General features: G+C 62.4%; 18 protein-coding genes, 1 tRNA gene and 1 pseudogene. 12 read left to right on the top strand and 8 right to left on the bottom strand.

Going from position 1 to position 23,172, the window contains the following annotated elements:
- Positions 1 to 311: 311 nt before the first annotated feature.
- Positions 312 to 1,445: a hypothetical protein gene (locus HMPREF2749_RS06525; RefSeq protein WP_070593814.1), complete on the top strand. Its 1,134-nt coding sequence runs from the start codon at positions 312 to 314 to the stop codon at positions 1,443 to 1,445.
- A 187-nt stretch (positions 1,446 to 1,632) separates the two neighbouring features.
- Here the strand turns inward: HMPREF2749_RS06525 and HMPREF2749_RS06520 are convergent.
- The 5 genes from HMPREF2749_RS06520 to HMPREF2749_RS06500 all read right to left on the bottom strand — a co-directional run bounded on the left by HMPREF2749_RS06520 (position 1,633) and on the right by HMPREF2749_RS06500 (position 8,927).
- A tRNA-Pro gene (locus HMPREF2749_RS06520) sits at positions 1,633 to 1,706 on the bottom strand.
- 109 nt (positions 1,707 to 1,815) lie between these two features.
- Complete coding sequence (locus tag HMPREF2749_RS06515) at positions 1,816 to 3,690, bottom strand: ABC transporter ATP-binding protein (protein ID WP_070593813.1); 1,875 nt, start codon at positions 3,688 to 3,690, stop codon at positions 1,816 to 1,818.
- Positions 3,690 to 5,729, bottom strand: a complete 2,040-nt coding sequence (locus HMPREF2749_RS06510; RefSeq protein WP_049357252.1) for an ABC transporter ATP-binding protein — start codon at positions 5,727 to 5,729, stop codon at positions 3,690 to 3,692. Before HMPREF2749_RS06510 ends, HMPREF2749_RS06515 begins: the two co-directional genes overlap by 1 nt.
- Positions 5,729 to 6,742, bottom strand: a complete 1,014-nt coding sequence (locus HMPREF2749_RS06505) for a metallophosphoesterase (protein WP_070593811.1) — start codon at positions 6,740 to 6,742, stop codon at positions 5,729 to 5,731. Before HMPREF2749_RS06505 ends, HMPREF2749_RS06510 begins: the two co-directional genes overlap by 1 nt.
- 40 nt (positions 6,743 to 6,782) lie before the next feature.
- The gene (locus HMPREF2749_RS06500; RefSeq protein WP_070593809.1) at positions 6,783 to 8,927 is read right to left on the bottom strand and encodes a transglycosylase domain-containing protein; all 2,145 of its coding nucleotides are present in this window, start codon (positions 8,925 to 8,927) and stop codon (positions 6,783 to 6,785) included.
- Positions 8,928 to 9,093: 166 nt separating this feature from the next.
- Here HMPREF2749_RS06500 and HMPREF2749_RS06495 point away from each other — a divergent pair, with 166 nt between their 5' ends.
- The 3 genes from HMPREF2749_RS06495 (at position 9,094) to HMPREF2749_RS06485 (ending at position 11,127) form a co-directional block, all read left to right on the top strand.
- Positions 9,094 to 9,297: a DUF4177 domain-containing protein gene (locus tag HMPREF2749_RS06495; RefSeq protein ID WP_005504647.1), complete on the top strand. Its 204-nt coding sequence runs from the start codon at positions 9,094 to 9,096 to the stop codon at positions 9,295 to 9,297.
- A gap of 185 nt (positions 9,298 to 9,482) precedes the next feature.
- Positions 9,483 to 9,965 (top strand): RidA family protein, encoded by a 483-nt coding sequence (locus HMPREF2749_RS06490; protein ID WP_049349843.1) that lies wholly within the window; start codon positions 9,483 to 9,485, stop codon positions 9,963 to 9,965.
- A complete protein-coding gene (locus HMPREF2749_RS06485; protein ID WP_049349846.1) occupies positions 9,958 to 11,127 on the top strand; it encodes an NUDIX hydrolase in 1,170 nt (389 codons plus the stop codon). The genes HMPREF2749_RS06490 and HMPREF2749_RS06485 overlap by 8 nt, the downstream gene beginning before the upstream one ends.
- Positions 11,128 to 11,273: 146 nt before the next feature.
- Here HMPREF2749_RS06485 and HMPREF2749_RS06480 read toward each other — a convergent pair whose 3' ends face one another.
- Positions 11,274 to 11,951 (bottom strand): Crp/Fnr family transcriptional regulator, encoded by a 678-nt coding sequence (locus tag HMPREF2749_RS06480; protein ID WP_012902921.1) that lies wholly within the window; start codon positions 11,949 to 11,951, stop codon positions 11,274 to 11,276.
- Positions 11,952 to 12,432: 481 nt separating this feature from the next.
- Here HMPREF2749_RS06480 and HMPREF2749_RS06475 point away from each other — a divergent pair, with 481 nt between their 5' ends.
- Complete coding sequence (locus HMPREF2749_RS06475; protein WP_070593807.1) at positions 12,433 to 13,611, top strand: MarP family serine protease; 1,179 nt, start codon at positions 12,433 to 12,435, stop codon at positions 13,609 to 13,611.
- A gap of 80 nt (positions 13,612 to 13,691) precedes the next feature.
- Here HMPREF2749_RS06475 and aroQ read toward each other — a convergent pair whose 3' ends face one another.
- Positions 13,692 to 14,132, bottom strand: coding sequence for a type II 3-dehydroquinate dehydratase (gene aroQ / locus HMPREF2749_RS06470; protein ID WP_005504658.1), 441 nt, complete (start codon positions 14,130 to 14,132; stop codon positions 13,692 to 13,694).
- Positions 14,133 to 14,318: 186 nt separating this feature from the next.
- Here aroQ and nth point away from each other — a divergent pair, with 186 nt between their 5' ends.
- Together nth and HMPREF2749_RS06460 are read left to right on the top strand one after the other, a co-directional pair.
- On the top strand, positions 14,319 to 15,230 hold the full coding sequence (nth, locus tag HMPREF2749_RS06465; protein WP_070593806.1) for an endonuclease III: 912 nt from the start codon (positions 14,319 to 14,321) through the stop codon (positions 15,228 to 15,230).
- A 50-nt stretch (positions 15,231 to 15,280) separates the two neighbouring features.
- A complete protein-coding gene (locus HMPREF2749_RS06460; protein ID WP_070593804.1) occupies positions 15,281 to 16,045 on the top strand; it encodes an NUDIX hydrolase in 765 nt (254 codons plus the stop codon).
- 138 nt (positions 16,046 to 16,183) lie between these two features.
- On the opposite strand, the gene HMPREF2749_RS06455 is transcribed toward HMPREF2749_RS06460, so the two are convergent.
- On the bottom strand, positions 16,184 to 18,190 hold the full coding sequence (locus HMPREF2749_RS06455; protein WP_070593803.1) for a bifunctional 3'-5' exonuclease/DNA polymerase: 2,007 nt from the start codon (positions 18,188 to 18,190) through the stop codon (positions 16,184 to 16,186).
- Between the two features lie 249 nt (positions 18,191 to 18,439).
- Here HMPREF2749_RS06455 and HMPREF2749_RS06450 point away from each other — a divergent pair, with 249 nt between their 5' ends.
- The 5 genes and pseudogenes from HMPREF2749_RS06450 to HMPREF2749_RS09415 form a co-directional block, all read left to right on the top strand.
- A complete protein-coding gene (locus tag HMPREF2749_RS06450; RefSeq protein WP_070593830.1) occupies positions 18,440 to 20,056 on the top strand; it encodes a TadA family conjugal transfer-associated ATPase in 1,617 nt (538 codons plus the stop codon).
- Between the two features lie 40 nt (positions 20,057 to 20,096).
- Positions 20,097 to 21,326, top strand: coding sequence for a type II secretion system F family protein (locus HMPREF2749_RS06445; RefSeq protein ID WP_070593801.1), 1,230 nt, complete (start codon positions 20,097 to 20,099; stop codon positions 21,324 to 21,326).
- Between the two features lie 129 nt (positions 21,327 to 21,455).
- Entirely contained in the window at positions 21,456 to 22,109 is a 654-nt protein-coding gene (locus HMPREF2749_RS06440) for a DUF4244 domain-containing protein (RefSeq protein WP_070593799.1), read from the top strand.
- A gap of 156 nt (positions 22,110 to 22,265) precedes the next feature.
- On the top strand, positions 22,266 to 22,739 hold the full coding sequence (locus tag HMPREF2749_RS06435; protein ID WP_246823511.1) for a TadE family type IV pilus minor pilin: 474 nt from the start codon (positions 22,266 to 22,268) through the stop codon (positions 22,737 to 22,739).
- A pseudogene (locus HMPREF2749_RS09415) lies at positions 22,726 to 23,052 on the top strand (Rv3654c family TadE-like protein); the annotation flags it as partial. The gene HMPREF2749_RS06435 and the pseudogene HMPREF2749_RS09415, both read left to right, overlap by 14 nt.
- Positions 23,053 to 23,172: the final 120 nt, after the last annotated feature.

Here is a 23,172-nt window from a genome sequence, read left to right as displayed (position 1 = left end):
CGCGGGATTGCCCCACCTTTAAGAACGTACCAATGGTACACACCTAACCTCGTGAACAACACTTGAACAGCACGTATCGAGCGCCTGAACACCGAAAATAACCGCACGAGGAAACCACATGAGAGCAAAACCTCCGCGCCACCACCGGACCAGACACAGCTTCCACCGTTACACTTAACACCTATGCCAGAGCATCCGACACACACCACCGGATGCGGCAGATACCCTGGCAGCGCACATCCCCTGGCACGGGCACACACCCCTGGTAGGGCGCGCAGACTCTCAAACACGGCACTACAAGGAGCGAGGACATGGCAGCAGGGCGCACTCAACCCATCCCCACCGTCAGCAGCGGGGCACGCGCCGCCTCCCTCGGAGGCACCCGACGCGACCTCGGGCTCGACCTTGCCCGCGCCTTCGCCGTGCTCAGCCTGCTCATCCCCTTCGGATACTGGCTGCAACTGATCCCGGTGTCCTGGAAGTTCTGGATCCCTCAGACCCTCGTACCTGCAGAACCGCTCTTCGCCGCAATCCTGGGTGCCGCCGCCTGGCGCTACGCCCGCACCGCAAACTTTCCGCAGCTCTTCGCCGGAACCATCGTGCGATTCCTCGCGCTACTCCTGCTGGGCGTGGCACTCATGCAGGGCATCACCTACCTGCCGCAAGCTGACGTGACCGTACCCGCGCAGGGCTTCTCCTACTCCCTGCCCTTCGACATGCTCGTGCACCTGGCGCTACTCACCCTGCTAACCCTATTCGTCGTGCACCTGCCCCTGTGGGCAATCGCAGTGCTAGCGGTAGTCACCAGCCCCTTCATTACCTGGACCTACACCCTCCTCATGGACGTAGCCGCTCGGGCCGACCAGTGGACCGCTACCCAGCTGCCGTTCCTGGCAAACCACGGCGTCAACCACGCGCAGAGCGCCCAGCTCATCTGGGTCATGTGCCTGGGCATCGTGCTCGTGCGCCTCTACGACAACCTGCAGGCAAAGCTCGCAATCCCCGTAGTACTCGCCGTGCTGGCGCTCGCCGTCTACCGCACCTTCAACCCCTACACCGAGCTCGGCTTCCTCAACAGCCCGCAGGTGCTGCTCACCCTAAACCTGGCGGCAACCCTGTACTTCTGGGCAGAATGTGCGCGACTGCTCTCCGCACAGGCGGGAATGCTCACCCCGATCGCCCGCCTGGGCCAGATGTCGCTGAGCGCATCCATTGTGCTGAGCGGAATCATCATCTACGCAGGGCCCACCGTCAAGGCTCTCACCGCGGGCGAGCACTACATCGCCACCGGAGGTTGGGGCACCGCCGTGTACTGGAGCGTCTTCCTGCTGCTCGGCGCCGCAATCGCCCTGGGCTTCTGCACCCTCTGGTCGCGCATGGCGCGCTCCATCGCCGGACGCGGCCCCCTGGAGGCGATTCTCGCCCTCATCTCCGGGCGCGGCTAGCCGAATCTGAACTCAACACAAAAGCGACCCCCTCCCCACGTTCCTGCGCGGGTAGAGGGTCGCCTCTATATACTCAACATCTGCAACAGAATCTGCGCCAGAGTCTGACTAGGAATCTGACTAGGAGCCTGCAACAGAAATACTGCGGGTACGACAAAGCCCCGGTCCAGTGGACCGGGGCTAACTGTCGGGATGACAGGATTTGAACCTGCGACCTCGTCGTCCCGAACGACGCGCGCTACCAAGCTGCGCCACATCCCGATGTTGACCTATCAGCAAATACCGTAGGCAACTCACCTAGGATAACCCAAAAAAATTCAGAACGCAACACAGCGGCACGCCACGGGATATTGGGGCGACTCAGAGGCGCCTAAGCGTCAGCCTCCTGAACCTGATTCAGCTCATCCCAGGAGGCGTACATCGCCGCAAAACGACCACCGGAGGCAATCAGCTGCTGCGGGGAGCCATCCTCCACCACGGAGCCCTCATGAATCACCAGCACACGATCAGCGCCCAGAACCGTCGAGAGGCGATGCGCAATCACCAGCGCCGTACGCCCCGCCAACACGGTTCGCAGCGCCGCCTGCACCGCGCGCTCACTCGGAATGTCCAGCGAAGCCGTCGCCTCATCCAGAATCAGCACTCGCGGATTCGCCAAGAACACGCGAGCAAAGGACACCAGCTGACGCTGACCCGCCGACAGGGTAATACCGCCGCGACCCAGCTGTGATTCGTAGCCGTCACGCAGACGCTCAATGAACGCATCAGCGCCCACCGCCTTCGCGGCAGCCTTCACCTGCTCATCGGATGCCTGGGGGTTACCCATGCGGATATTCTCCAGAATCGACGCGGAGAACAGGAACACCTCCTGGGTCAGCATGAGCACCTCACGGCGCAGCTGCGCATCCGCCAGCTGGCGGACATCCACGCCGTCAATACGCACCTGACCAGCTGAAACATCGTAGAAACGAGCCACCAGCTTAGCGATCGTCGACTTACCGGCACCCGTAGCACCCACCAGCGCCACGGTCGTACCCGGCTCAATGCGCAGGGTCGTCTCCTTCAACGCGTGACGATCCGACGTGTACCCAAAGACCGCCGAATCCAGCTCCACCAGAGCGCCCTGAACCGTACCGGACGCGCCCTCAGTAACGCCAGTAGCAGATTCAGCTACAGACTCTACAGCCCGCTCATGCGGATGCTCCGGCTCAGCAACCTCCGGCTCCTCAGCCAAGAACGACGACAGCTTCTCCAGCGCTGACATCGCCGACTGGAACATGTTGTAGAACTCAGAGAGCTGCATGACCGGCTCAAACACACGGTTCGCGTAAATCACCAGCGCCAGCAGGGTACCGATCTGCATGGTGCCGCCCAGCACCGCATAACCACCCAGCACTAGCGCACCGGCAATAAACACATTGCCCAAAAGCATCAGCACGGGTGAGTAGACGCCGAAAATCTTAATGGAATCCATCACCGCAAGGCGGTAACGCTCCGACGCCTGAGCGTACTCATAACGCATCTGCGCCTCCGCACCAAACGCCTTCACCGCACGGATACCCGTAAAAGTCTCCACAAAACGGCTCGTCAAATGCGCAGACTCGGTACGCATCGTACGGAAAACCGGCACCGCGGTCTTCTGGAACCAGCGCGTCAAGAAGTAAATCGGTACGCCCATGACCAGCATGAACAGACCAATACGCCAATCCAGAAGGAAAATAGCGACCGCAGAAATCACCATGGACAGCAAGGTAATCGCCAACTGGCTGATGCCGCTGTCCAAGAAGCTGCGGACCGTATCAATATCGCTGGTCAAACGCGAAATGACCTTGCCCGAGGTGTACCGCTCATGGAACGACACGCTCAGCGACTGCGCGTGGCGGAACACCCGCTTACGCAGGTACACCACCACGCCCAGCGACACACGCACCGTGTACGCCACGTTGACCCACGAAAAAATCGCGGTCACCGCGGTAGCCGCCACAAAAAATACCAGCAGGGTCAGCAGGGGAGAAACGTCACCCTGCTTGAGCGGCTCAATGGAACTATCCAGGACGCGGGCAATCAGAATCGGCGCAATCGCCGAGGAACCCGAGACCAAAAGCACCGAAATAATCGACAGAGCCAACGCCCCACGGTGCGGGCGCAACATCTGGCGCAGTAGAGCCATCGAGCGTTCACGGGTCTCCGCGCGCTCCTGCGGGCTCATCTGCTCCCGCGGCTCCGCCGGACGATGATGGGCCATTAGCCCTCCTCCATCGTCATCAGCTGACGGTACTGCTCCGAAGAGTCCATCAGCTCAGCGTGAGTGCCTTCGGCGACCACGGCACCATCAACCATCAGTAGCACACGGTCCGCCAACGCCACGGTGGAGGGGCGGTGCGCCGTCAACAGGGTCGTAGCGCCGCCCAGGCCCTCCAGACCCTCACGCAGACCGGTAATAATACGCTCCTCTGTGTTCACGTCCAGCGCCGAGAACGGGTCATCCAGCAGCAGCACGGAGGGGCGCTTCGCCAGGGCACGTGCCAACGACAGACGCTGACGCTGACCACCCGAAAGGCTCAGACCCTCCTCACCAATGACGGTATCCAGACCCTGCGGAAGCTCCGCCACGAAATCGCACGCAGCCAGCTGTAGCGCGGTCTGGAGGGTCGCCTCCAGCTCTTCTGCGGCGGGGTAGTCCTCATCCTCGGTGCCGCGCTCGTACTGTTCAGCAACGCCCATCAGCACGTTCTCGCGGACCGTGCCGGAGAAGAGCACCGCCTCCTCAAAGACGAACGCGGTCTGGGCGCGCACCTCCTCAATAGACATGTCGGCGGTATCTCGGGTGCCAAAACGCAGGGAGCCGGAGGTCGGCTCGTAGAAACGCGGCACCAGCGACAGTACGGTCGACTTGCCGCTACCTGTTGCACCCACCAGCGCCAGAATCTCGCCCGGGAAGACCTTGAAGTTTACGTCCTTCAGCACGGACACCTCGGGTGCCTTCGTCTCAGAAGCAACTTCAGAATTCGCCTCAGTGGTAGACTCAGCCGGCGCCTTGGCAGCATCGTAGCTGAACTGAACGTGATCGAAAGTGACAGATACTGCGCCACCGCTGGGGTACTGCATAGTTTCCTTCCCGGAGCCGCCCTGAGCGGACACTCCAGCTACTGTTGACGAATCAGAAGCACCCTGCGGATGCCCGGGCACAGACACAGCCGCGGAGCCACGAACCAGCGGCACCGCCTCAAAACCGGGCTCGTCCATAACCTCGTTGTGGCGTTCCAACGCCACCTTATAGCTCAAATAGGCAGACATCAGCGCGGTCGAGCGCGTCACGTGGCTGAGCACGGTCGTCTGCACCGCAAAGTAGGCGGTCATCGCGCCCAGGCTCAAGGTGCCCGCCGCAACCTGCGAAGCGCCCACAGCCAGCGCCACCGCCGTAGAGACACCCACAATCATGCCCTGGTACAGGGCAACACGAGCCACCAGCATCGACCTGCCGTACTCGCGCACCTGTAGGGCGTCCACCGACTCGGAATATTCCTGAATCTGCTCGGGGGAGCGGCCCAGCGCCTTAATCACGCGGATGCCGCGCACCGACTCCTCAATACGGGTGGAGAGGTCGCCCGTCATCTGCTGAATCTCATGTGAAGCGCGGTAGTACTTGCGGGTGAAGTTCACCAGCGACAGCACCAGAATAGGCACGGTCACCACGAACACCAGCGCCAGAGACGGCGAAGAACGCAGCATGAAGAAGCCACCGACCAGGAACATCACCGCAACAGTCAGTATCTGAACGATACCGAAAGACAACCAACGGCGAATCGTCCCCAGATCGCTCATGGAGCGGGTCAGCAACTGACCGGAGGGCCAACGATCCAGCAGAGAAAGCGGGGCGCTGAGCAGGCGGTCAAAGAAATTCATGCGCATGGACAGCTCAATCGTGGAGGTCGGGTCCACAATCAGCCAGCGCCTCCAATACATGAAGGAGGCATGCGCAATACCCAGCAGAAGCACCAGGCCGCCGGCAATCCAGATGGCGCTCTCGGTGGTGCTCTGCGAGAGATGATCCACAATAATCTGCAGTACCTGCGGGATGGAAATCTCAAGGGCACCGGCACCGAACGCCACGAGCAGACCCACGCCCCAGCGCACACGAATCGGACGCGCATACGCGGCGAGAGTGTGCGGGGCACGCTGACCGTGCGCGTAGTCGATCGGGTCGGGGGTCGGTGCGCTCGCCGTCTCTAAGAAAGGGTTACGGCGGCGCTTAGTCGTGCGTGCTGTAGAAGCCTCAGACATTAGCGGCGGCCACCTTTCGAAGCGTCGGCTTCACCCTTATCGCGAGCCGTGAGGGTCACCAGGATTGCCTCCGGCGGGCAGAACAGACGCACCGGCGCAAAACGAGAGGTGCCCAAACCGGCAGAAACCTGAACCGGAATACCGGACTGCTCACTGACACCCTTCGCACGCGAAGGCGGCAAATCGCAGTTGCTGACCAGGGCATGACCGCCGGGCAGGCAGACCTGACCGCCGTGCGTATGACCGGCAAAAATAGCCTGCGCACCGTCCTGCACGAAGCGGTGCAGGGTACGCATATAGGGGGCGTGCGCCACGCCGATACGGACGCTCGGCTCCTGCCCTTCGTCGAAGGCGCCGGGGGCGAATCCGGGGTGCTCATCGTAACGCAGGTGCGGGTCATCTACACCGGAGAACTCCAGGCGCAGACCCTTGAGATTCAGCGTATCGTAGCGGTTGACCAGGCCCGTCCAGCCGCGCGACTCGAAGGCGTCGTGCATCCGCTCAATGGGCAGTGCTACACGCGAGCCCTCCTCAATCATCTGCGGGGTGCGCGGCTGCCACAGGTAGCGTGCCGGGTTCTTGAAAACCGGCGCGAAATAGCAATTCGAGCCGGGCACAAATACGCCGGGGAAGTCCATGAGCGGGTCGAGTGCCTCCAGTAGCGGGCCCATACCGTCCACGTGGGAGAGGTTATCGCCCGTGTTCATCACCAAATCCGGCTCCAGGGTAGCCAGCGAGTGCATGAAGTCAATCTTCTTCTGCTGGCCCGGAATCATGTGCATATCCGAAATATGCAGAATCCTGAAGTCGGGGCTCCCGGCGGGCAGCACCGGCAGGGACTCGGTGCGGAGCTGAAAATTGTTCAGCTCAATAAAGTGCCCATACGCCGCCGTGGCGGCCCCCAAGGCTGCAGTGGCGGCTACCGCCCCCGCTACCTTCTTCAGGAGCGGGGAGGAGCCGCGTGCGCCGGGGACCGCCACGGGGACGCGGGCGTTGACTGCGTTTTCACACATTATCAATCGCCTTTCAGGCTTCAGCTGGTGAGCTGTGATTCTAGCTGTACGACAGAATCTTATCGCTGGGGGCGGTGAAGTCCTTCGTGTTGTACTTCGGTGCCATCGTCTTCATGAACGACTGCCACTGTGCACCCGCGTAGGTTGCACCATCGACGTACTCGAGGACTCGACCGTTAATGCCCACACCGTTCAGGGAGCGGAAGCCGAGGTTGTTAGAACCAACCCAAGACGCGGTGGACAGGCCACGAGTGTAGCCAACCTGCCAGGTCTGGGAGGAGTTATCGTTCGTACCGGTCTTCGCAGCCGAACCGTTCGGCAGACCAATACCGCGCTGAGAAGCGGAACCGCCAGGCTGGATAACACCCTTCAGAACCCAGCTGACACCGTTCGCGATGTCCGGATCCAGGACCTGCTCACACTGGTTCTGGTATTCCTTCATGGTTTCACCGTTGGTCTTGGTAATCTTCTCAATCGGGCGCGGGGTGCAGTACTTACCCTCGGAAGCGAAGATAGCGTACATGGATGCGCTGGTCAGCGGGGAGATACCGTACTTGGTACCACCAATGTTGGTACCCAGGTCGGGGATGCTGTGCAGCGGTTCGCCGGTACCGTCCAGGGCGTGCATCTTGATTGACAGGTCGTGCACATCGCACAGGTCAATCTGGGAGAGCATGCCGTACAGGTACGAGTTCAACGACTGGCGAATACCGTACGCAGCGGTACCGTAGGTCAGACCGCCGTTGACTGCGTTCTTATAGGACCAGCCGTTCGGCTGACCGGTGTAGTAGTACTTACCGCCGTCGTAGCACTTGGCGTTCCAGCCGAAGCTGGTGGGCCAGAACAGCTGGGTACCGTTCACGGTAGCGTTAGCGCCGCGGCCGCTGATGAGCCACTGAGCCAGAATAATCGGTTTGAACGTCGAACCGGGCTGGAAGCCGCGGGTACCACCGTAGGCGCTATCAACGTTGTAGTTGTACTCGGTCTTGGAGTGGTCGTTTGCGTCTGCGGGGCTACCGAGCTCGGTGTTCTGTGCCATCGCGATGACGCGGCCGGTGCCGGGCTCAACACTGGTCAGCGCGGAGTTCACGTCGTTCCAGTTGGTTGCTGCCGGCTGGGTGGAGTCCACAGCCTGCTTTGCCGCGGTCTGAGCCTCGGGGTTCAGGGTGGTGATCACCTTCAGGCCGCCACGCTTGATGGCGGTGTTACGCAGCTCAGCGGTTGCGCCGAGGGACTCATCCTGCAGCAGGTAGTTGACCACATAACGGCAGAAGAACGCCTTATCACCTGCCAGGGAGCAACCCTGGGACTTGGTGTGGACGTTGAGCTTAATGTCGCTGGCGATGGCGTCGCTGTATTCCTTGTCGGAAATCTTGCCGTCGCGGAGCATGGTGCCCAGAACGATGTCGCGGCGTTCACGGGCGAGTTCGGGGTTCACGGTCGGGTCGTACACGTTCGGTGCCTGCACCAGACCGGCAAGAAGGGCGGACTGTGCCACGTTCAGGTCCTTAGCGGAAATACCCCAGTAGTACTGTGCAGCAGCCTCAACACCGTAGTTCGAACCACCAAGGTTCACGATGTTCAGGTAGCCTTCAAGGATTTCGTCCTTGGACTTGTTCTGCTCCATAGAAATCGCAAGCTTCATCTCGCGAATCTTTGCGGCGTAGGTCTTGTTACCGTTCAGGGTTGCGGTAGCGTCCTCACCACGAGCCACAGCGGAGTCAACAATGAGGTTGTTAACGTACTGCTGGGTCAGGGTGGATGCACCCTGACGGCGGCCGCTGTTGGAGTTAATGATGTTGTTCAGGAACGCACGACCGATACCGATAGCGGAGACAGCACCGTGATTGTAGAAGTCACGGTCCTCCACCGAGACGATAGCGTTCTTCATGTGCTGAGAAATCTGATCCAGCTTGACCGGTTCACGGTTCTCTTCGAAGAAAGTCGCGATTTCGGTCTTGCCGTCAGCAGCGTAAATAGTAGAAGGACGGGAGGAAATGCCATCGGCAATGTCGTCAGGAAGGTCCTGGAACCATGACATCGACGCGTTCGTGACCATACCCAAGCTCACGGCAGGGGGTACGACAATAATTGCCGCAAGGAAACCGGCAATCACGCTGAACGCGAGGAACTGCAAAAAATCTCCCGGGCGGCGACGCGCACGGGTTTTCTTAGATGAAGCCATTCATTCAGTTTATCCCATGAAGCTGTGAGAGGAAGTCCGGTTCGGCACCCCACAGGGAGGTGGGCGCCTCAGCGCTGAGAATAAAGCCCCCAAAAGCGCCGGACATTGACCGAAACCATAGTGAATCCCTTTTACTTATTCGACCCTGAAAGCTAGTCTAGAGGGTATGAAGAAATGGGAATACGCAACTGTACCGCTGATGATCCACACGACCAAGGCAATCCTCGACAACTGGGGTGAAGACGGCTGGGAGCTCGTAACTGTTCTCCCCGGCGCATCCGCACCTGCTGGCGCAACCCCCGCGTCGAACATGGTCGCTCCGACTCAGGGCAACCCCATCGCCTACTTTAAGCGCGAGAAGGCTGACTAAGAGCAACGTACCCGGCGGTCACCTCGCTATCCCGGCCCTCCTATAACTAGGGGAGCGCGGGAATAGATGAGGAAGACCGCCGGTTAGCCATTTAACAGCTGCCTGAATATCAGTAGCGTTTAGATTTACAGCATTTCCCCTATCACCGTTTGGGTGCCAGCACCCGCCATCCTTCTGGAGTAATCATGACTGAATCCCGTATTGAAGCACGTATCCGCGAACTCGGTTACGAACTGCCCGTAGCACCCGCCCCCGTTGCAGCCTACGTTCCGGCTGTTACGTCCGGCTCCTACGTGTACACCTCCGGTCAGCTGCCCTTCGTTGAGGGTGCTCTGCCCGAAACCGGTAAGGTTTCCGACTCCGGCGCTGAAGGCTCCGTGACCCCCGAGAATGCGAAGAAGTACGCGGGTATCAGCCTGCTCAACGCCCTGGCAGCGGTCAAGTCCGTCATTGGCGACCTGGACCGCGTGCAGCGCGTCGTGAAGGTTGTCGGCTTCGTGGCATCCGAGGTGAACTTCACCGCTCAGCCCGCCGTCATTAACGGTGCCTCCGAACTGCTCGGCGAAATCTTCGGCGAGGCAGGCCAGCACGCCCGCTCCGCCGTCGGCGTTCCCGTTCTTCCCCTGGACTCGCCCGTAGAGGTCGAGATCATTGTTGAATATGTCTAATCTGTACACCGGCGCGCTGCCGCTGTCTGCTATTCGTGCTGCCCAGGCTCAGCGGGCGGCGCAGGACGCTCCCGATAAGACTGCATACACCGCATCCGCACAGGACAACGGCACCGCCCAAAACATCAAGACTCTACCCCAGCCGGTGCAGGAACGCCGCTTCGGCACTCCCACCCCGGCTGAGGGCGTGGAACGCCCCCGCGTGTTCACCGGCCGCCAGTCAGGCCCGCGCACCGCATCCATCCAGCGTCTCTACACGATTCCCGAGTTCATGCGCACCGCCGCCGAAAGCTGGCGCGAATGCGGCAACGAAGGCACGACCGGCTGCACGATGCGCCAGGCGGCATCCGTCATTTTTGTGCGCGACGGCGACAACGGCCTCGAAACGATTCTGACCTACCGTCCCGGCACCTCCCCGCTGGGCGTGGTGGCTTTCCCCGGCGGTACGGCTCTTCCCGGTGATGATGAGTCCGCCTCCTGGGTGGGTCCCGGCGCCGACTACTGGCAGGAACAATTCCACTTCTCCGATATTGCGCAGGCACGCCGCAGCGTCATGGCAGCCGTGCGTGAATCCTTTGAAGAGACCGGCATTCTGCTTGCAGGCGAGGACGAACAGGACGTCGTGGAACGCTCCAGCACCCCTGAGCTCATGGCGTGGCGTGAAGCGGTTGCCGAGCAGGACAAGAGCTTCTCGGACTTCTTGACCTCCAGCGGCTTGAGCGTGCGCGCCGACCTGCTGCGCCCGGTCGCGCGCTGGCAGTCCCCGGACTTCTTCCTCAAACGCTACGATATCGCCTACTTCACCACGGCGTTGCCCGTCGGTCAGGACCCGAAGCTACTGCTCGGTAAGGGCGTGTGGGGTGACTGGCTGAACGTGCGTGAACTGCTCGAAGCCAAGGACACCAGCGAACTGGGTGACCGCATCGGCCAGCCCAACACGGTGGGCCGTACCCTCGACCAGCTCATTACCCCCGGCGTGATGTGCATGCTCGAATCGCTGGCGAAGGCTCAGACCTCCGTCGCGTGGCTGTCGAAGCGCCGCAAGATTGAGGTGAAGAAGCCCGTGCTCGTCACCCACAACGGTGCGTGCATGCTCTCCTTCACCGAGGTGGTTCCGGCTACCACCGGTTCCATATACACCGGCGCGATGGGTGCGCTCTAAGAGGGTATTGCAGCCGTTCGCTCGTACGATGAAGCGTTAAAGAAATCAGGAGCCGTTTCCCCATGCAGAGGGAAACGGCTCCTGATCTATTTAAGCTGTGCGTCTTTCAGCGAGGGCGTCCTAGAATGCCCTAACTCAAAGAGACCTTAGCGGGAACGCTGGCGCAGGCGGGGCAGGTCCAGAATGACAACTGCGCGTGCCTCCAGACGGATCCAGCCGCGAGAAACGAACTCGGCAAGAGCCTTGTTCACGGTCTCGCGGGATGCGCCAACCAGCTGTGCCAGCTCTTCCTGAGTCAGCTCGTGAGCAACGAGCACGCCGTCGGTTGCGGGGCGGCCGAAGCGGTCAGCCAGGTCCAGCAGCGCCTTAGCGAGGCGGCCGGGAACGTCGGAGAAGACCAGGTCAGCCAGTGCCTCGTTAGCGTGGCGCAGGCGGCGAGCCAGAGTCTTAATAACCTGATCGGAGATAGTGGGATCGAGCTGCTGTGCACGCTTGAAGGACTCGTGCTTGATGGCAGCCAGGCGAGTCTCAGAGACAGCCACAGCGTTGGTCGAACGGGGCGAAGGATCGAAGAGAGCCATCTCGCCGAAGACGTCACCGGGACCCATGATTGCAACCATATTCTCGCGGCCGTCAGCGGCGGTGCGACCCAGCTTGACCTTACCGGAGAGTACAGCGAAGAGCTGGTCGTCCTGGTCACCCTCGTAGAAGAGGACGGCGTTGCGGGAGAGGTCAATCTCCTGAATGTCATCGGTCAGCAGAGCGAAAGCTGCGTCGTCGAGGTTAGCAAAGAGAGGGGTACGACGGAGGATCTCGAGATCCATAAAGTTCTCCTAGATATGAGGTGATGAGCCGAAACTCGTAAATGTTCAGTGAGTGAGCCCGAACCGGTGTCATGCGTCTCAACATCTGAAATGTGAGAAGGCTCAAGCTAGTGTGACATATTCAACTGATACGAGCGTACCCTAAAAAAGCGCTTTATGCATTCCGATACAGCGAGCTTTACACCAAAAGTTATTTCTTCCGAGAAAATTCAAAGCTTCCCCACAGGTTTACCACCTAATATCAGGCATTCAGGTGTGTACTTTTATCGGTACCAAGCACGCTGACACCCTCATGACAAACAGGCACCCGCCTCCACACGCGGTACGATGCGACGAGGCAGAAACCCGGTCTCAACAACCCCGGAACCGCCCGTCACGCCCGCCGCAGGGTACAGCGTGCCACCACACTCATCGGGCACAGCCCGCACCAATCACATGGGCACACCGTGACCACTTCTACCCACCAAGGAGGCAATTAGTCGTGACGACCGGCATCAACCTGCTTGATATTGCTATCCCCATCATCCTGCTGCTCTACTTCCTCGCCGGAGTCCGCAGCGGATTCTTCACCACCCTCGGAACCTTCCTCGGTCTGGGCCTGGGCGTCTGCGCCGCAGCCTGGCTCGTGCCCCTCGCCGTCGCCTCCGTGGGGTCGCAGTGGAGCCTCATTACCGCCGTCGGTGTGCTCATCATCTGCCTGACCATCGGACAGTGGCTCGGCCTCATTGCCGGACGCACCATTCGCCGCGTCACCGACATCACCCCGCTCAAGGGCATTGAGCGCTTCTTCGGCGGTGTGCTGAACCTTGCCGCCTGCGCCCTGGTCATGGTCGTGCTGACCATCTCCATGCGCACCGTACCCATCCCGCAGCTCAACACCGCGCTCAGCGAATCCAAGACTCTCTCCTGGATGGTCGCCTCCACCCCCGAGGTCGTCAAGGACCGCATCAACACGGTACGCAATGACGTGCTCGCCTTCGGAACCATTCCGGAAGTCAGCCAGCTCATCGCCCCCGAAACCAGCGCCCCCACCCAGACCGTAGAATCCGCGGCACTGGACCGGGCGGCTGCCTCCGTCGTTGAGATTCTGGGTGCCGCAGAGCAGTGCGGCTACACCTCCACCGGCTCCGGCTTCGTGGCGGACAACGGCCTGGTCGTCACCAACGCCCACGTGGTCGCCGGCGTGACCTCCCCGGTCGTGCAGGACTCCCGCGGCCGCACCTGGCCCGGCACCGTCGTCTACATGGATACCGAACAGGACCTCGCCTTCATCAGCGTGCCCAAGCTGCCGCTCGAACCGCTGACCATCGGCACCAACGCCACCGCAGGTAGCCTTGTAACCTTCATGGGCTACCCCAAGGGCGGCCCGTTCAAGGCACTGCCCGCCACCGTGCAGGGCATCGGCAACACCCAAACCATCGATGCCGACACCGGCCGCGCCAACGCCATGCGCCAGGTCTACCAACTGGCAGCCGACGTGCAGCACGGCAACTCCGGCGGCCCCGTCCTCGACGAAAACGGCAACGTGGTCGGCGTGATCTTCGGTAAGGCAACCACCGGCCAGACCGGCTACGCCATCACCGCAAGCACCCTCAAGCAGGCACTGGCTGAAGGTGGCGACAACACCGCCGCAGTCTCCACCGGCACCTGCCGCAAGTAGCTAACAAAAACATTCAGGCTCCCGAACCTCTAGCGAGGAACGGGAGCCTGAACTATTTAACGAAAGGAGGCGGCGCGCTGTTATTCCGCCAGATGCTGCGCCAGGAAATCAACCGCCATGACATAGCCGTACGCACCCGCACCGGCAATCACCGCGGTAGCCTGCGGCGACACAAACGAATGATGACGGAACTGCTCACGACGATGCACATTCGACAGATGCACCTCAACCACCGGAAGCTCAGCCGCCTCCAGTGCATCATGCAGCGCCACCGACGTGTGGGTGTACGCCGCCGGGTTGATAATAATCGCCGCGCCACGAGTACGAGCACGCTGAATCTCATCCACCAGCGCGCCCTCATGATTCGACTGCATAAACTCAACATCAAAACCATGATCCGCCGCGCGCTCACGCACCATACGCTCAATATCGTGCAGAGTGGTGTAGCCGTACACCTCGGGGCGGCGCTGCCCAAGCAGGTTCAAATTCGGTCCATTAAGCACAAAAATCGTATCTGACATAAAACCAGTGTGGCACAGCGAGCGCCCGCTGAGCGCTAGCCGACGCGAACTGCCCAGAAAATGATGCGGAGGAGGGGAGAGCGCAGGCGCGTGGCGGATGCGCATCCCCGCATACGGGGGGCGACGCGCGCCAAGTACGGTGAACCTCGCTACCGCCCACACACCTAAGCCCGGTACCCTCGCGCTATGACCGAGAACGCCACCCAGCCCGCAGCGGGCGCACAGAACACCGCGGCAGAGAACGCCGAATCGCTCCTACAGATCCGATTCGTTCCCGAATTCAAAGCCGCAGCCGCCGCACGCCGCCTCAACGCCCGCGCACCCGAAAGCCACCTCGCCACTGTGCGCCGCGCCCGAAAGATTAACCGCATCCTCGGCGAAACCTACCCCTACGCCGTCGCAGAACTCGACTTCGACAACCCCTTCGAGCTACTCATCGCCACCGTGCTCTCGGCACAAACCACCGACGTGCGCGTCAACTCCGTCACCGGTGCACTCTTCGCACGCTACCCGGACGCCGCCGCGCTCGCCTCCGCACGTACCGAAGAGGTCGAACCCTACATTCAGTCCCTCGGCTTCTACCGCGCCAAGGCACGCTCCATCGTCACCCTCTCCCAGCAGCTCGTCGAACGCCACAACGGGCAGGTCCCCTCAACCCTCGAAGAGCTCGTAGAACTCGCCGGAGTCGGCCGCAAAACCGCGAACGTGGTCCTCGGAAACGCCTTCGACGTGCCCGGACTGACCGTAGACACCCACTTCGGACGCCTCGCCCGCCGCATGGGATTCACCACTGCAGACGCCCCCGAGACGGTCGAAAAAGACGTTGCCGAACTCATCGAACGCAAAGACTGGACGCTCTTCTCACACCGCATGGTCTACCACGGCCGCCGCATCTGCCACGCCAAAAAGCCCGCCTGCGGCGTATGCCCCGTCGCCGACCTCTGCCCGTCCTACGGCGCCGGGGAGACGAACGAACAAGCAGCACGTAAACTCATGAAATACGAAATGGCACCCGGCCGAGAAGACCTGCACCTGCGATTCCTGCAGGGCGCAACCCGCCGCGAACTCATGGCAGAAGGCTACCCGCTCAGCGCCTAACGGCGACTGAGCCGAACCGGAATGTAGCCGCGCAGAAGAGAGGTACACAGATGAGCGAAAACACGTCCCAGCAGGAGGCGCAGCACCCCGCCCAGCAGGCACTGGCGGCTCTCGCAGAGGGCGGCGTGGAATTTGACGTCCAAGCCCTACTGCGCAGCGCACCCGCCAGCCCCCTCAGCAAAGAAGCCGCCGTGCTGATCCTCTTCGGAGTGCTCGACAACTCGCCCTCCACCGGCGAATTTGACGGCTGCCCCGAAAACGTCAGCGCCGACCTGGATGTACTGCTCCTCGTACGTGCCGCAACCCTGCGCTCACACGCCGGTCAGCCCGCCTTCCCCGGCGGCAAAATCGACCCCGAAGACTATGCACTCGCCGAAACCACCGGCGAACCCGTCGCCCACATCGCCGCCCTGCGCGAGGCGGTCGAAGAAACCGGGCTCGACCCCGCCGGCGTGCAGATCCTCGGCCAGCTGCACACCCTGCCGCTACCCATCAGCAACTTCATGGTCACCCCCGTCATCGGCTGGTGGAACAGCCCCGTGCCTGTCGAAGTCGTTGACCACAACGAGTCCGCGCTCATCGCCCGCGTGCCCGTGCGTGACCTGCTCAACCCCGCCAACCGGCACACCGCCTACGTCAAACGCGGCCGCACCTCACACCGCACTCCCGCCTTCGAGGTGCGCATGCCCGGCGGTGAAGAGTTCACCGTCTGGGGATTCACCGCGATTCTGCTGGACCGGATCTTCGACTCGCTCGGCTGGACCGTGCCCTGGGATACAAAAAAGATGCGCACGGCACCCGGCTACGAGGAGTAAAGCTCTTCGCAGAATAAACGCCTGACCAGCGGATATAGGGTGCAGATAGGGGCGGCAGGTAGCTTGAACGAAGCTACCCGCCGCCCCTATTTTTTGTTGCACGGTGCCGCCTATATGCCGCTGATTATTTACCGCTGGTTACTTACCGTCTGCGTAGTTGCGCACCCGCGCCACCGACACTGGAAAATCAACCGGCACCCGACCGAACAGCAGACGCGCCGCCTCCGCAGCGCCCTCACGCACAATACGCTCCACGCGATCCGCCTCCAGCTCGGGGCCGCACAGCAGAAGCTCATCGTGCAAAAAATACACAATGCGGGTGCGCATCGGCATACCAAAAATCCGCTCCGACAACAGACGAGAACGCACCGCGCCCATCCAACACAGAGCCCACTCAGCCGCCGTACCCTGCACAATAAAATTGCGGGTCATACGCCCGTGCGCACGCGCAGTCGACACCGCACGCGACTCAGCCGCCGGCGAAGACCGATCAGCCACAATCTCACGGAAACGCTCATCCACCGGCGGGGACGTACGACCCAAAAAAGTCGTCACCTGACCGCCCGCCTCACCAATACGAGCCGCACGCTCCGTAAAGTCCATCGCCTGCGGAAAAAGCGCCGCCACATGCGGCAACAGGGCGCCAATCTCACCGCTGCGGCCGCCATACATAATCGCCAGCATGCCCACCTTCGCGTGGGAACGCCCCGTCAAACCCACACCCTTCAGGCGCGCCAGCTCGGCAATACCCGCATACAGGTCAGCGCCACGACCCGCCGAAGCGAGCGCCTCATCACGGCTCAACGCCGCCAAAATACGTGGCTCAATCTGCGAGCCATCCGTCACCGTCAGCACCTGACCCTCCGGCGCCTGCACCGCCTGACGAATCTCCGCCGGAAGCTGCAACGCACCACCGCCGGAAGCGCCCCAGCGCCCGGTCGCGGCTCCACCCACCTCAAGATGCGGGCGGAACGCACCCTCAGAAACCCAAGTATCAGCCCACGTCCAGCCGTTAGCAGTCCAAATACGGTACAGCTTCTTATAACGCAGAATCGGGTCAATCAGCGCCCAACGCTTCTCCCTTTGAGCCGGAATCGCATCCGCCCAACTCTTCAACTCCCACGAACGCGTAGACTTCACCGAAACCCCCGCAGACTGCAGAGCACGCAAAAGATCCTGCGGCGAATCCGGGTTCAACGACGGCATAAACAGCATGCGCTGAATCTGCTCCGCCAACTCCTGCATCTTCTGCGGACGCTCCCCAGGCACCGGGCGCGGACCCAACAACTCGCACAGATGCTCATGATGCGCCTGCACATTAAACGGGATGCCGTAATAACCAATCTCAGCCGCCACCAACGTACCGGCAGACTCAGCCGCCGCCAAAAGACGCAACCGCTCCGGGTGCCTCGACTCGCTAATAGCGCGCGCCTGCGCCAACCACTCACGCATCAGCACACGCACCACCGGATGCTCCGGAAGCAGAGTCACCGGGCCTGCCGCCAACTGCGGGGCAAAAGGCTCGTGAGGTGCCGCCTCCAGGAAATCGGGGGAGGAATCTGCAGAGGAATCGGCGGGTGCGGCGGAAGAGGTGGCGGGGGCACTCAAAAAATCAGCGCCGAACAGCTCCTCCTGACCCTGAATCTGCCGCGCCACCGGCAGATACCCCTGAGGCTCCACCGCCTCACGCACATCAGAAAGATCCAGCACCGGGCTGTACTCCACAAAACCGCTCGGATGCGTAGCGGCAGTCGCCAAAATTCGCTGCACCAGACGCAAATCATGGCATAGATGCACCCGCACCCCGCGGCGCAGAAGCAACGAGTCAACGTGGCGGGTATCAGCCCAAATCCAGCGGGGGAAACGCGCCTGCGCCGAATCTGCCGCCTGCCGCTCTACCTCTCGCACATACGCCGGAAGATTCGCCGCACTCACCCGATCCGCACGCGTAATCCGCGGAATAAAGGTCGGGTCCTGCAACTGCTCAGCGGTCGGCGCCGAAAAATGAAAAGCACCCCATGAAGTTACCGGCTGAGCACCGCGCGGGGACGCACCCGCGGCAATAGCCGACGTGACCGGGTGCGCGGGGGTGCCGGTCTGGGCGGTAATACCCGCGCCGGTGGCAGGACTGAGCAGAACGTACATTCTTCCATTATCGGTGACCGGGTGCGAAGGCGCGTGGTTTGTGGTCGCGGGCGGGCGGTTTGCGGAAGAGGCAGGGGAGGGCTGAATGCGCCGCGGTTTGTCATAAAAGCGCCGGATGCGTGCGTTTTGTTCGTTTGAGGTGCGTGCATCGTGGATATTTCGGGGTGCGCGAGGAGTTATCCACAGAACGCTCATTCTCATAAAAATTCGGGGCGGGCGCAATGCTCTCCTAGAGCCATGAACCCCGTCATGAATCCCTCCAGCAATCCCGCCGGGCACCCTGCCAACAATCCCGGCAACCCCAACGGTTGCTCGCCGCGTGCCGCACAGGGCGCGAATCAGCCGGGCGCACAGAATATGGGTGTCCAGAACACCCGCGCGCACTCGCTACCCGCCCTGCTCATTCCCGAAGACTATCGCGCCCGCGCCGTCGCCCTGCACGCCCGCGAGCTGATTCTGCGTTCGCCGCAGATGAGCGCTATCGCCCTGGGTGGTTTTAGTGGCGGGTTCAGTGCCGGGTTCTGTGGCGGACCCAGTAACGGATTCAGCGCCGGGGCCGAGCGGGCAGGGGAGCGGCCGCCCGCAGAGGGCGTGGTTGCCGCGGGCAGTGCAAACGCTGCGAGTGCCGCGGGCGGTGGGCTACTCCAAGAATCCCAGCCCCTCCGCGAGATTCTCGAAAACGCCGTGGACGAGGCAATCTGCGCCATCGACGGCGGATGCCAGGGGAATGCTCGGGGGAACGCCTGGGGGAACACGAGTGCAGAAGTAACGGGCGCAGACGGAACTAATGTGACGAAGCCCCGAAAATTCCGTGTCAAAACTGCACCGCCCACCTCCTGGAGCTACCCCAGCGTGGAATACGTGCCCGTCAACCGGCAGACCGCGCTGCGCTACCTCGCCGCGGAACTCTACGGCCTCGGTGCCCTCGACCTGCTCCTCGACGAGGGGCAACGCGCCGGAACCATCACCGATATCTACGTGAACTCGCCCTGCGATATCTGGGTGGGCATCAACGGAACCGTCCGCCCCGTGGCGCTAAGCCTCGGCAATGAGCGGCGCGTGCGTGACCTCGCCGAGCGGCTCATCCGCAGGCACGGCGGACAGCTGGATGCCGCGCATCCGGCAGCTGACATTAGCGACGCGCAGGGTCGGCGTATCCACGCGATTATCCCTCCGCTGAGCGAACGTACCCGGCTCTCCGTGCGCCTACCCGCCCGCGAGCGCCCCACCCTGGCGCAGCTGCAGGCCGCCGGGCTGTGTGATGAGGCGACCGCCGCCTACCTGTGCCGCATGATTGCCGAACGCCGCGGATTCCTGATTAGCGGGGGCACCGGCACCGGCAAAACCACCCTGCTCAACGCACTGCTGGGGCTGTGTACGCCGCAGGAGCGCCTCATTTTGCTCGAAGACACCCCGGAACTTGCGCCGCAGCATGAGCAGGTTATTGCCCTCAAAACCCGTGCCGCCAACTCCGAAGGTGCCGGTGAAATCGGGTTGGGTGAGCTGATTGTGCAGGCGCTGCGTATGGGCCCGGATCGGCTCGTGGTCGGCGAGTGCCGCGGTGCGGAGGTGGTGCACCTGCTGACCGCCATGAATACCGGTCACCGTGGCGCCGGAACGACCCTGCACGCCAATAGTGCGCAGGCGGTGCCCCTGCGTTTGTGCGCCCTGGGTGCGCTCGCCGGACTGGATAGTAGAACGGTCGCTCTACATACGGCGACGGCTTTTGAACGCATTATCCATCTGGAACACCGGGACGGACGCCGCCGCATCGAGGGCGTCTACAGCCTGCACCCCGCAGTTGAGGGGAGCGAAGAGTATCTGCAGGTCAGGCGTATTTCTGTGGGCTCCGAAGTTGGGTACTAGCCCCCGTAAAGGGGAAACGGAAAACGTGAAAGGAGGAACCATGAAAAGGGAAGAAACGAGTCGAGGAAGCCTTCGCGAACGCTGGGCTGAGCACCTCGCCGGAGCAGCCAGCGCCGAGGAAATGCGCATGTGGCCGCTCATGCTACGCACCCTCGCCCTGAACCTGCGCGCCGGTATTCCCCTGCAGGAGGCGGTGCTCGCCAACCCGGGCTCCGGGCAGTCCGGCGAGAATCTGGAGTCGGGCACGGGGAAAACGCCCGCGAAGAAAACCGCCACGCGGAAAAGCACCCGACCCCGACGTACCAGGGGCTCCTCGCCCCTCTCCGAAGAGTACGGGCAGAAGCGGTGCGCCGAAGATATCCGTCGTTTCACGCAGGCGCTTGCCGCACTTGCCTCCTGGGGCGCACCCGCACACCTCGCCTGCGCCCAGCTACTCGAAAACAGCAGCCGGATGCGCCCGCACAGCCGCGACCGCCTGTACGACCTGCAGCTGAGCCTGCGTATGAGCGAGAGCGCCGGTGCGCCGCTCGCCACGAGCCTGGAACGCGCCGCAGAACACGCCGAAGAACGCATCGACGCGCTCCTGGGGCGGCAGAGCGCCCTTGCCGCGCCGCGTGCCACTGGCAGGATTCTCTCCTGGCTGCCGCTACTCGGCCTGGGGTTGGGTGTGCTCATGGGAAGTGACCCCGTGGGCGTGCTGACCGGCTCCATCCTCGGGGCGCTTACCGGTTTGTTCGGGCTGGGGCTCGCCTTCGCCGGGCGCCGCTGGACCGCCGCGCTCGTGCATCGGGCGGAGGTGGAGAGCACACGAGCTGGGCATACAGGAGGCGAGCAGGCCTTGAATGCACCGACTGTTGATACCGCCCTCGTACTGGAACTACTCGCCGCGCAGTTGAGAGCCGGGCTTGCACCGCTCGCCGCCTTGGGTACCCTCGCTGAGGCGCTCAACAGCCGACCCCTGTATACGGTCTGCCAGCGCCTACAGATGGGCAGTAGCTGGGGGAGCGCCTGGTCGGGCTCCGCGGCGGGAACCTTCGGTGAGCTTCGGGATGCGCTCGCTCCCGCCTACACGGGTGGCGCACCCAGCACTGCGCTGCTGCTCTCCCTTGCCGATGCGCACCGCCTCAGCGAGCGCCGCGCGGCAGAACGCGCCGCCGGAAAGCTCTCCGTAGCGCTCGTGGTACCCCTCGGGCTGTGCTCGCTGCCCGCCTTTATCTGCTTGGGTATTGTGCCCATCATCATTTCGCTACTACCCACGCTGACGGGCTAAAGAACCATGCGCATAAGCGCTGTTGACCAGCTGAAATGCCGAAAAGTTTAGACCCCCGCCCATCTGCAGCGAACGCGGATGAGCACCCACCCCGCCCCGCATGTTTAGGGCACAACGAAAGGAAAACCAATGACGAACACCCTCTGCGAAGCAATCCGCCACGACCTGCACACTGCCGATGTTCCGGTCGGCACTCCGGTCAACGCCCCGGCCGGTGCTCCGGGTGGCATTCCGAGCGAAATTCAGCCCGCCGCACCCGGCGCAGAAGCGCAGACCATTCTGGGCCCCGTGCCGCTGTCCGTTGCCATTGCAACCACCATGAAGCAGCTGCGCGAAGAATGCCCCGAGCTCTTCAACGATGCCGAGCTTTTGAGTGATGCTGAGCTGAACCACACCGGCCCCAGGATTGACCCTAACGAAATGGAGATTGATATGAACACGAACAGCCTGAGCCCCGAGCAGGCGCTGACCATTGCCCGTGCGCTCGCCGAGGGCTGCACCCTGGACGAATGCGGCGCCACCTGCCGCAGCCTGGGTGAGCACGCGCCCGGCTGCACCGAATATGTACCAGCTGAGAGCGACGATAAGGTACTCGAAGAGTACGCCCCGGCGGGGGACCCGGAGGAAGGCGCCTCCACCGCGGAGTACGGCATCGTGATGCTCGCGGCGGTCGGTTTCGCGGGCCTGCTGGTGCTGATTCTCAAGTCAGATGAGGTGCGTTCCATGCTCCTGGATATTGTGCGTAACGCCCTGTCCATTGCGGGCAATACGGGACTGCTCTAGAGGCCTTAGTCTAGAGGTATTGGAAAACCCGCCGTAGGGTTTTGTCCCTAGATGCTAGGTTCTTTGGAAAATCAAGCCAGAAGGGAGGAATAAAGAATGAACGCTCATGTGAATTTGGGTGCTTTGCGGCGCACTTGCTCCGCAGGGAAAACCAGTGTGGACCCGACACTCTCGACCCCGCACAAGAGCCCGGCAGAAGAGGGTGTGATCACCGCCGAATTTGCGGTCGCCCTACCCGCCGTGACGGTGGTGCTCGCCCTCTGCCTGGGTGCCGCCTCCACGGGGGTTGCGCAGCTGAAGGTGGAGGAGTCCGCGCGAACGGCTGCACGAGCCGCCGCCCGCGGAGACTCCGAGGCGCAGATTCGCTCCGCCGTCAGCCGCATCGACCCGGCGCAGAGCGTGCAGATTTCTGTTTCTCCTGATAGCGCAGTTGATGCAGGGGAGGGGCGCGCCCGGCAGGTGCACGTGCGGGTGAGCCGCCCCGCCCCCGGCGTGATTGGATCGGCGACCGGCTGGGTGCTGCGGGCGGACGCCCACGCCCGCGTTGAAGGCGGCGCTGGCAGTCAAGAAGACACTGGCACTCAGGAAAGCGCTGACAGCGAAGAAAGCACCGGCAATGAAGGCGAATAAAAACGCGGTTATTGCCAGCCCCGCGGACGAACACTCCGAAGAGGGTAGCGGCACCGTCCTCGCCCTCACCATTATTGCCGCGCTATTGGTGGTGACCGTGGTGATTGCCGGGCTCATTGGGGTGGTGTCCGCGAATCGCAGGGCGTCCGCCGCCGCAGATTTGAGTGCGCTCGCGGCGGCGGATGCCTACCGAGGGCTCACCGAGGGGGACCCGTGCGCGGTGGCGGCGGATCTTGCCGCCCGCCACGGTGCGCACCTGGAGTCCTGCACGTTTCCGGATCGTCCCGAAACGGTGGAGGTGACGGTCGCTGTCCCCGTCGCAGGGCCCATGGGTGTGCTGGGTCCGGCGAGGGTGCGTGCCCGCGCCGGGGCTGAGCACCCCGAGGAAGAGCGTCCCGAAGAAGAGCAGGCTGCGGCGGGGAGCGCGGAGGAG

It is taken from the genome of Rothia sp. HMSC075F09 (genome assembly GCF_001810515.1).
In the GTDB taxonomy this organism is placed as follows: domain Bacteria; phylum Actinomycetota; class Actinomycetes; order Actinomycetales; family Micrococcaceae; genus Rothia.
This window is presented reverse-complemented; position numbering and strand designations above follow the sequence as displayed.

Bases quoted from the DNA above. Each gene is read 5' to 3' on its own strand.
- HMPREF2749_RS06445 (WP_070593801.1), top strand. From the start codon at position 20,097: ATGAAAAGGGAAGAAACGAGTCGAGGAAGCCTTCGCGAACGCTGGGCT.
- HMPREF2749_RS06515 (WP_070593813.1), bottom strand. From the start codon at position 3,690: ATGGCCCATCATCGTCCGGCGGAGCCGCGGGAGCAGATGAGCCCGCAG.
- HMPREF2749_RS06500 (WP_070593809.1), bottom strand. From the start codon at position 8,927: ATGGCTTCATCTAAGAAAACCCGTGCGCGTCGCCGCCCGGGAGATTTT.
- HMPREF2749_RS06480 (WP_012902921.1), bottom strand. From the start codon at position 11,951: ATGGATCTCGAGATCCTCCGTCGTACCCCTCTCTTTGCTAACCTCGAC.
- HMPREF2749_RS06485 (WP_049349846.1), top strand. From the start codon at position 9,958: ATGTCTAATCTGTACACCGGCGCGCTGCCGCTGTCTGCTATTCGTGCT.
- HMPREF2749_RS06490 (WP_049349843.1), top strand. From the start codon at position 9,483: ATGACTGAATCCCGTATTGAAGCACGTATCCGCGAACTCGGTTACGAA.
- HMPREF2749_RS06460 (WP_070593804.1), top strand. From the start codon at position 15,281: ATGAGCGAAAACACGTCCCAGCAGGAGGCGCAGCACCCCGCCCAGCAG.
- HMPREF2749_RS06450 (WP_070593830.1), top strand. From the start codon at position 18,440: ATGAATCCCTCCAGCAATCCCGCCGGGCACCCTGCCAACAATCCCGGC.
- nth (WP_070593806.1), top strand. From the start codon at position 14,319: ATGACCGAGAACGCCACCCAGCCCGCAGCGGGCGCACAGAACACCGCG.
- aroQ (WP_005504658.1), bottom strand. From the start codon at position 14,132: ATGTCAGATACGATTTTTGTGCTTAATGGACCGAATTTGAACCTGCTT.
- HMPREF2749_RS06505 (WP_070593811.1), bottom strand. From the start codon at position 6,742: ATGTGTGAAAACGCAGTCAACGCCCGCGTCCCCGTGGCGGTCCCCGGC.
- HMPREF2749_RS06510 (WP_049357252.1), bottom strand. From the start codon at position 5,729: ATGTCTGAGGCTTCTACAGCACGCACGACTAAGCGCCGCCGTAACCCT.
- HMPREF2749_RS06455 (WP_070593803.1), bottom strand. From the start codon at position 18,190: ATGTACGTTCTGCTCAGTCCTGCCACCGGCGCGGGTATTACCGCCCAG.
- HMPREF2749_RS06440 (WP_070593799.1), top strand. From the start codon at position 21,456: ATGACGAACACCCTCTGCGAAGCAATCCGCCACGACCTGCACACTGCC.
- HMPREF2749_RS06495 (WP_005504647.1), top strand. From the start codon at position 9,094: ATGAAGAAATGGGAATACGCAACTGTACCGCTGATGATCCACACGACC.
- HMPREF2749_RS06525 (WP_070593814.1), top strand. From the start codon at position 312: ATGGCAGCAGGGCGCACTCAACCCATCCCCACCGTCAGCAGCGGGGCA.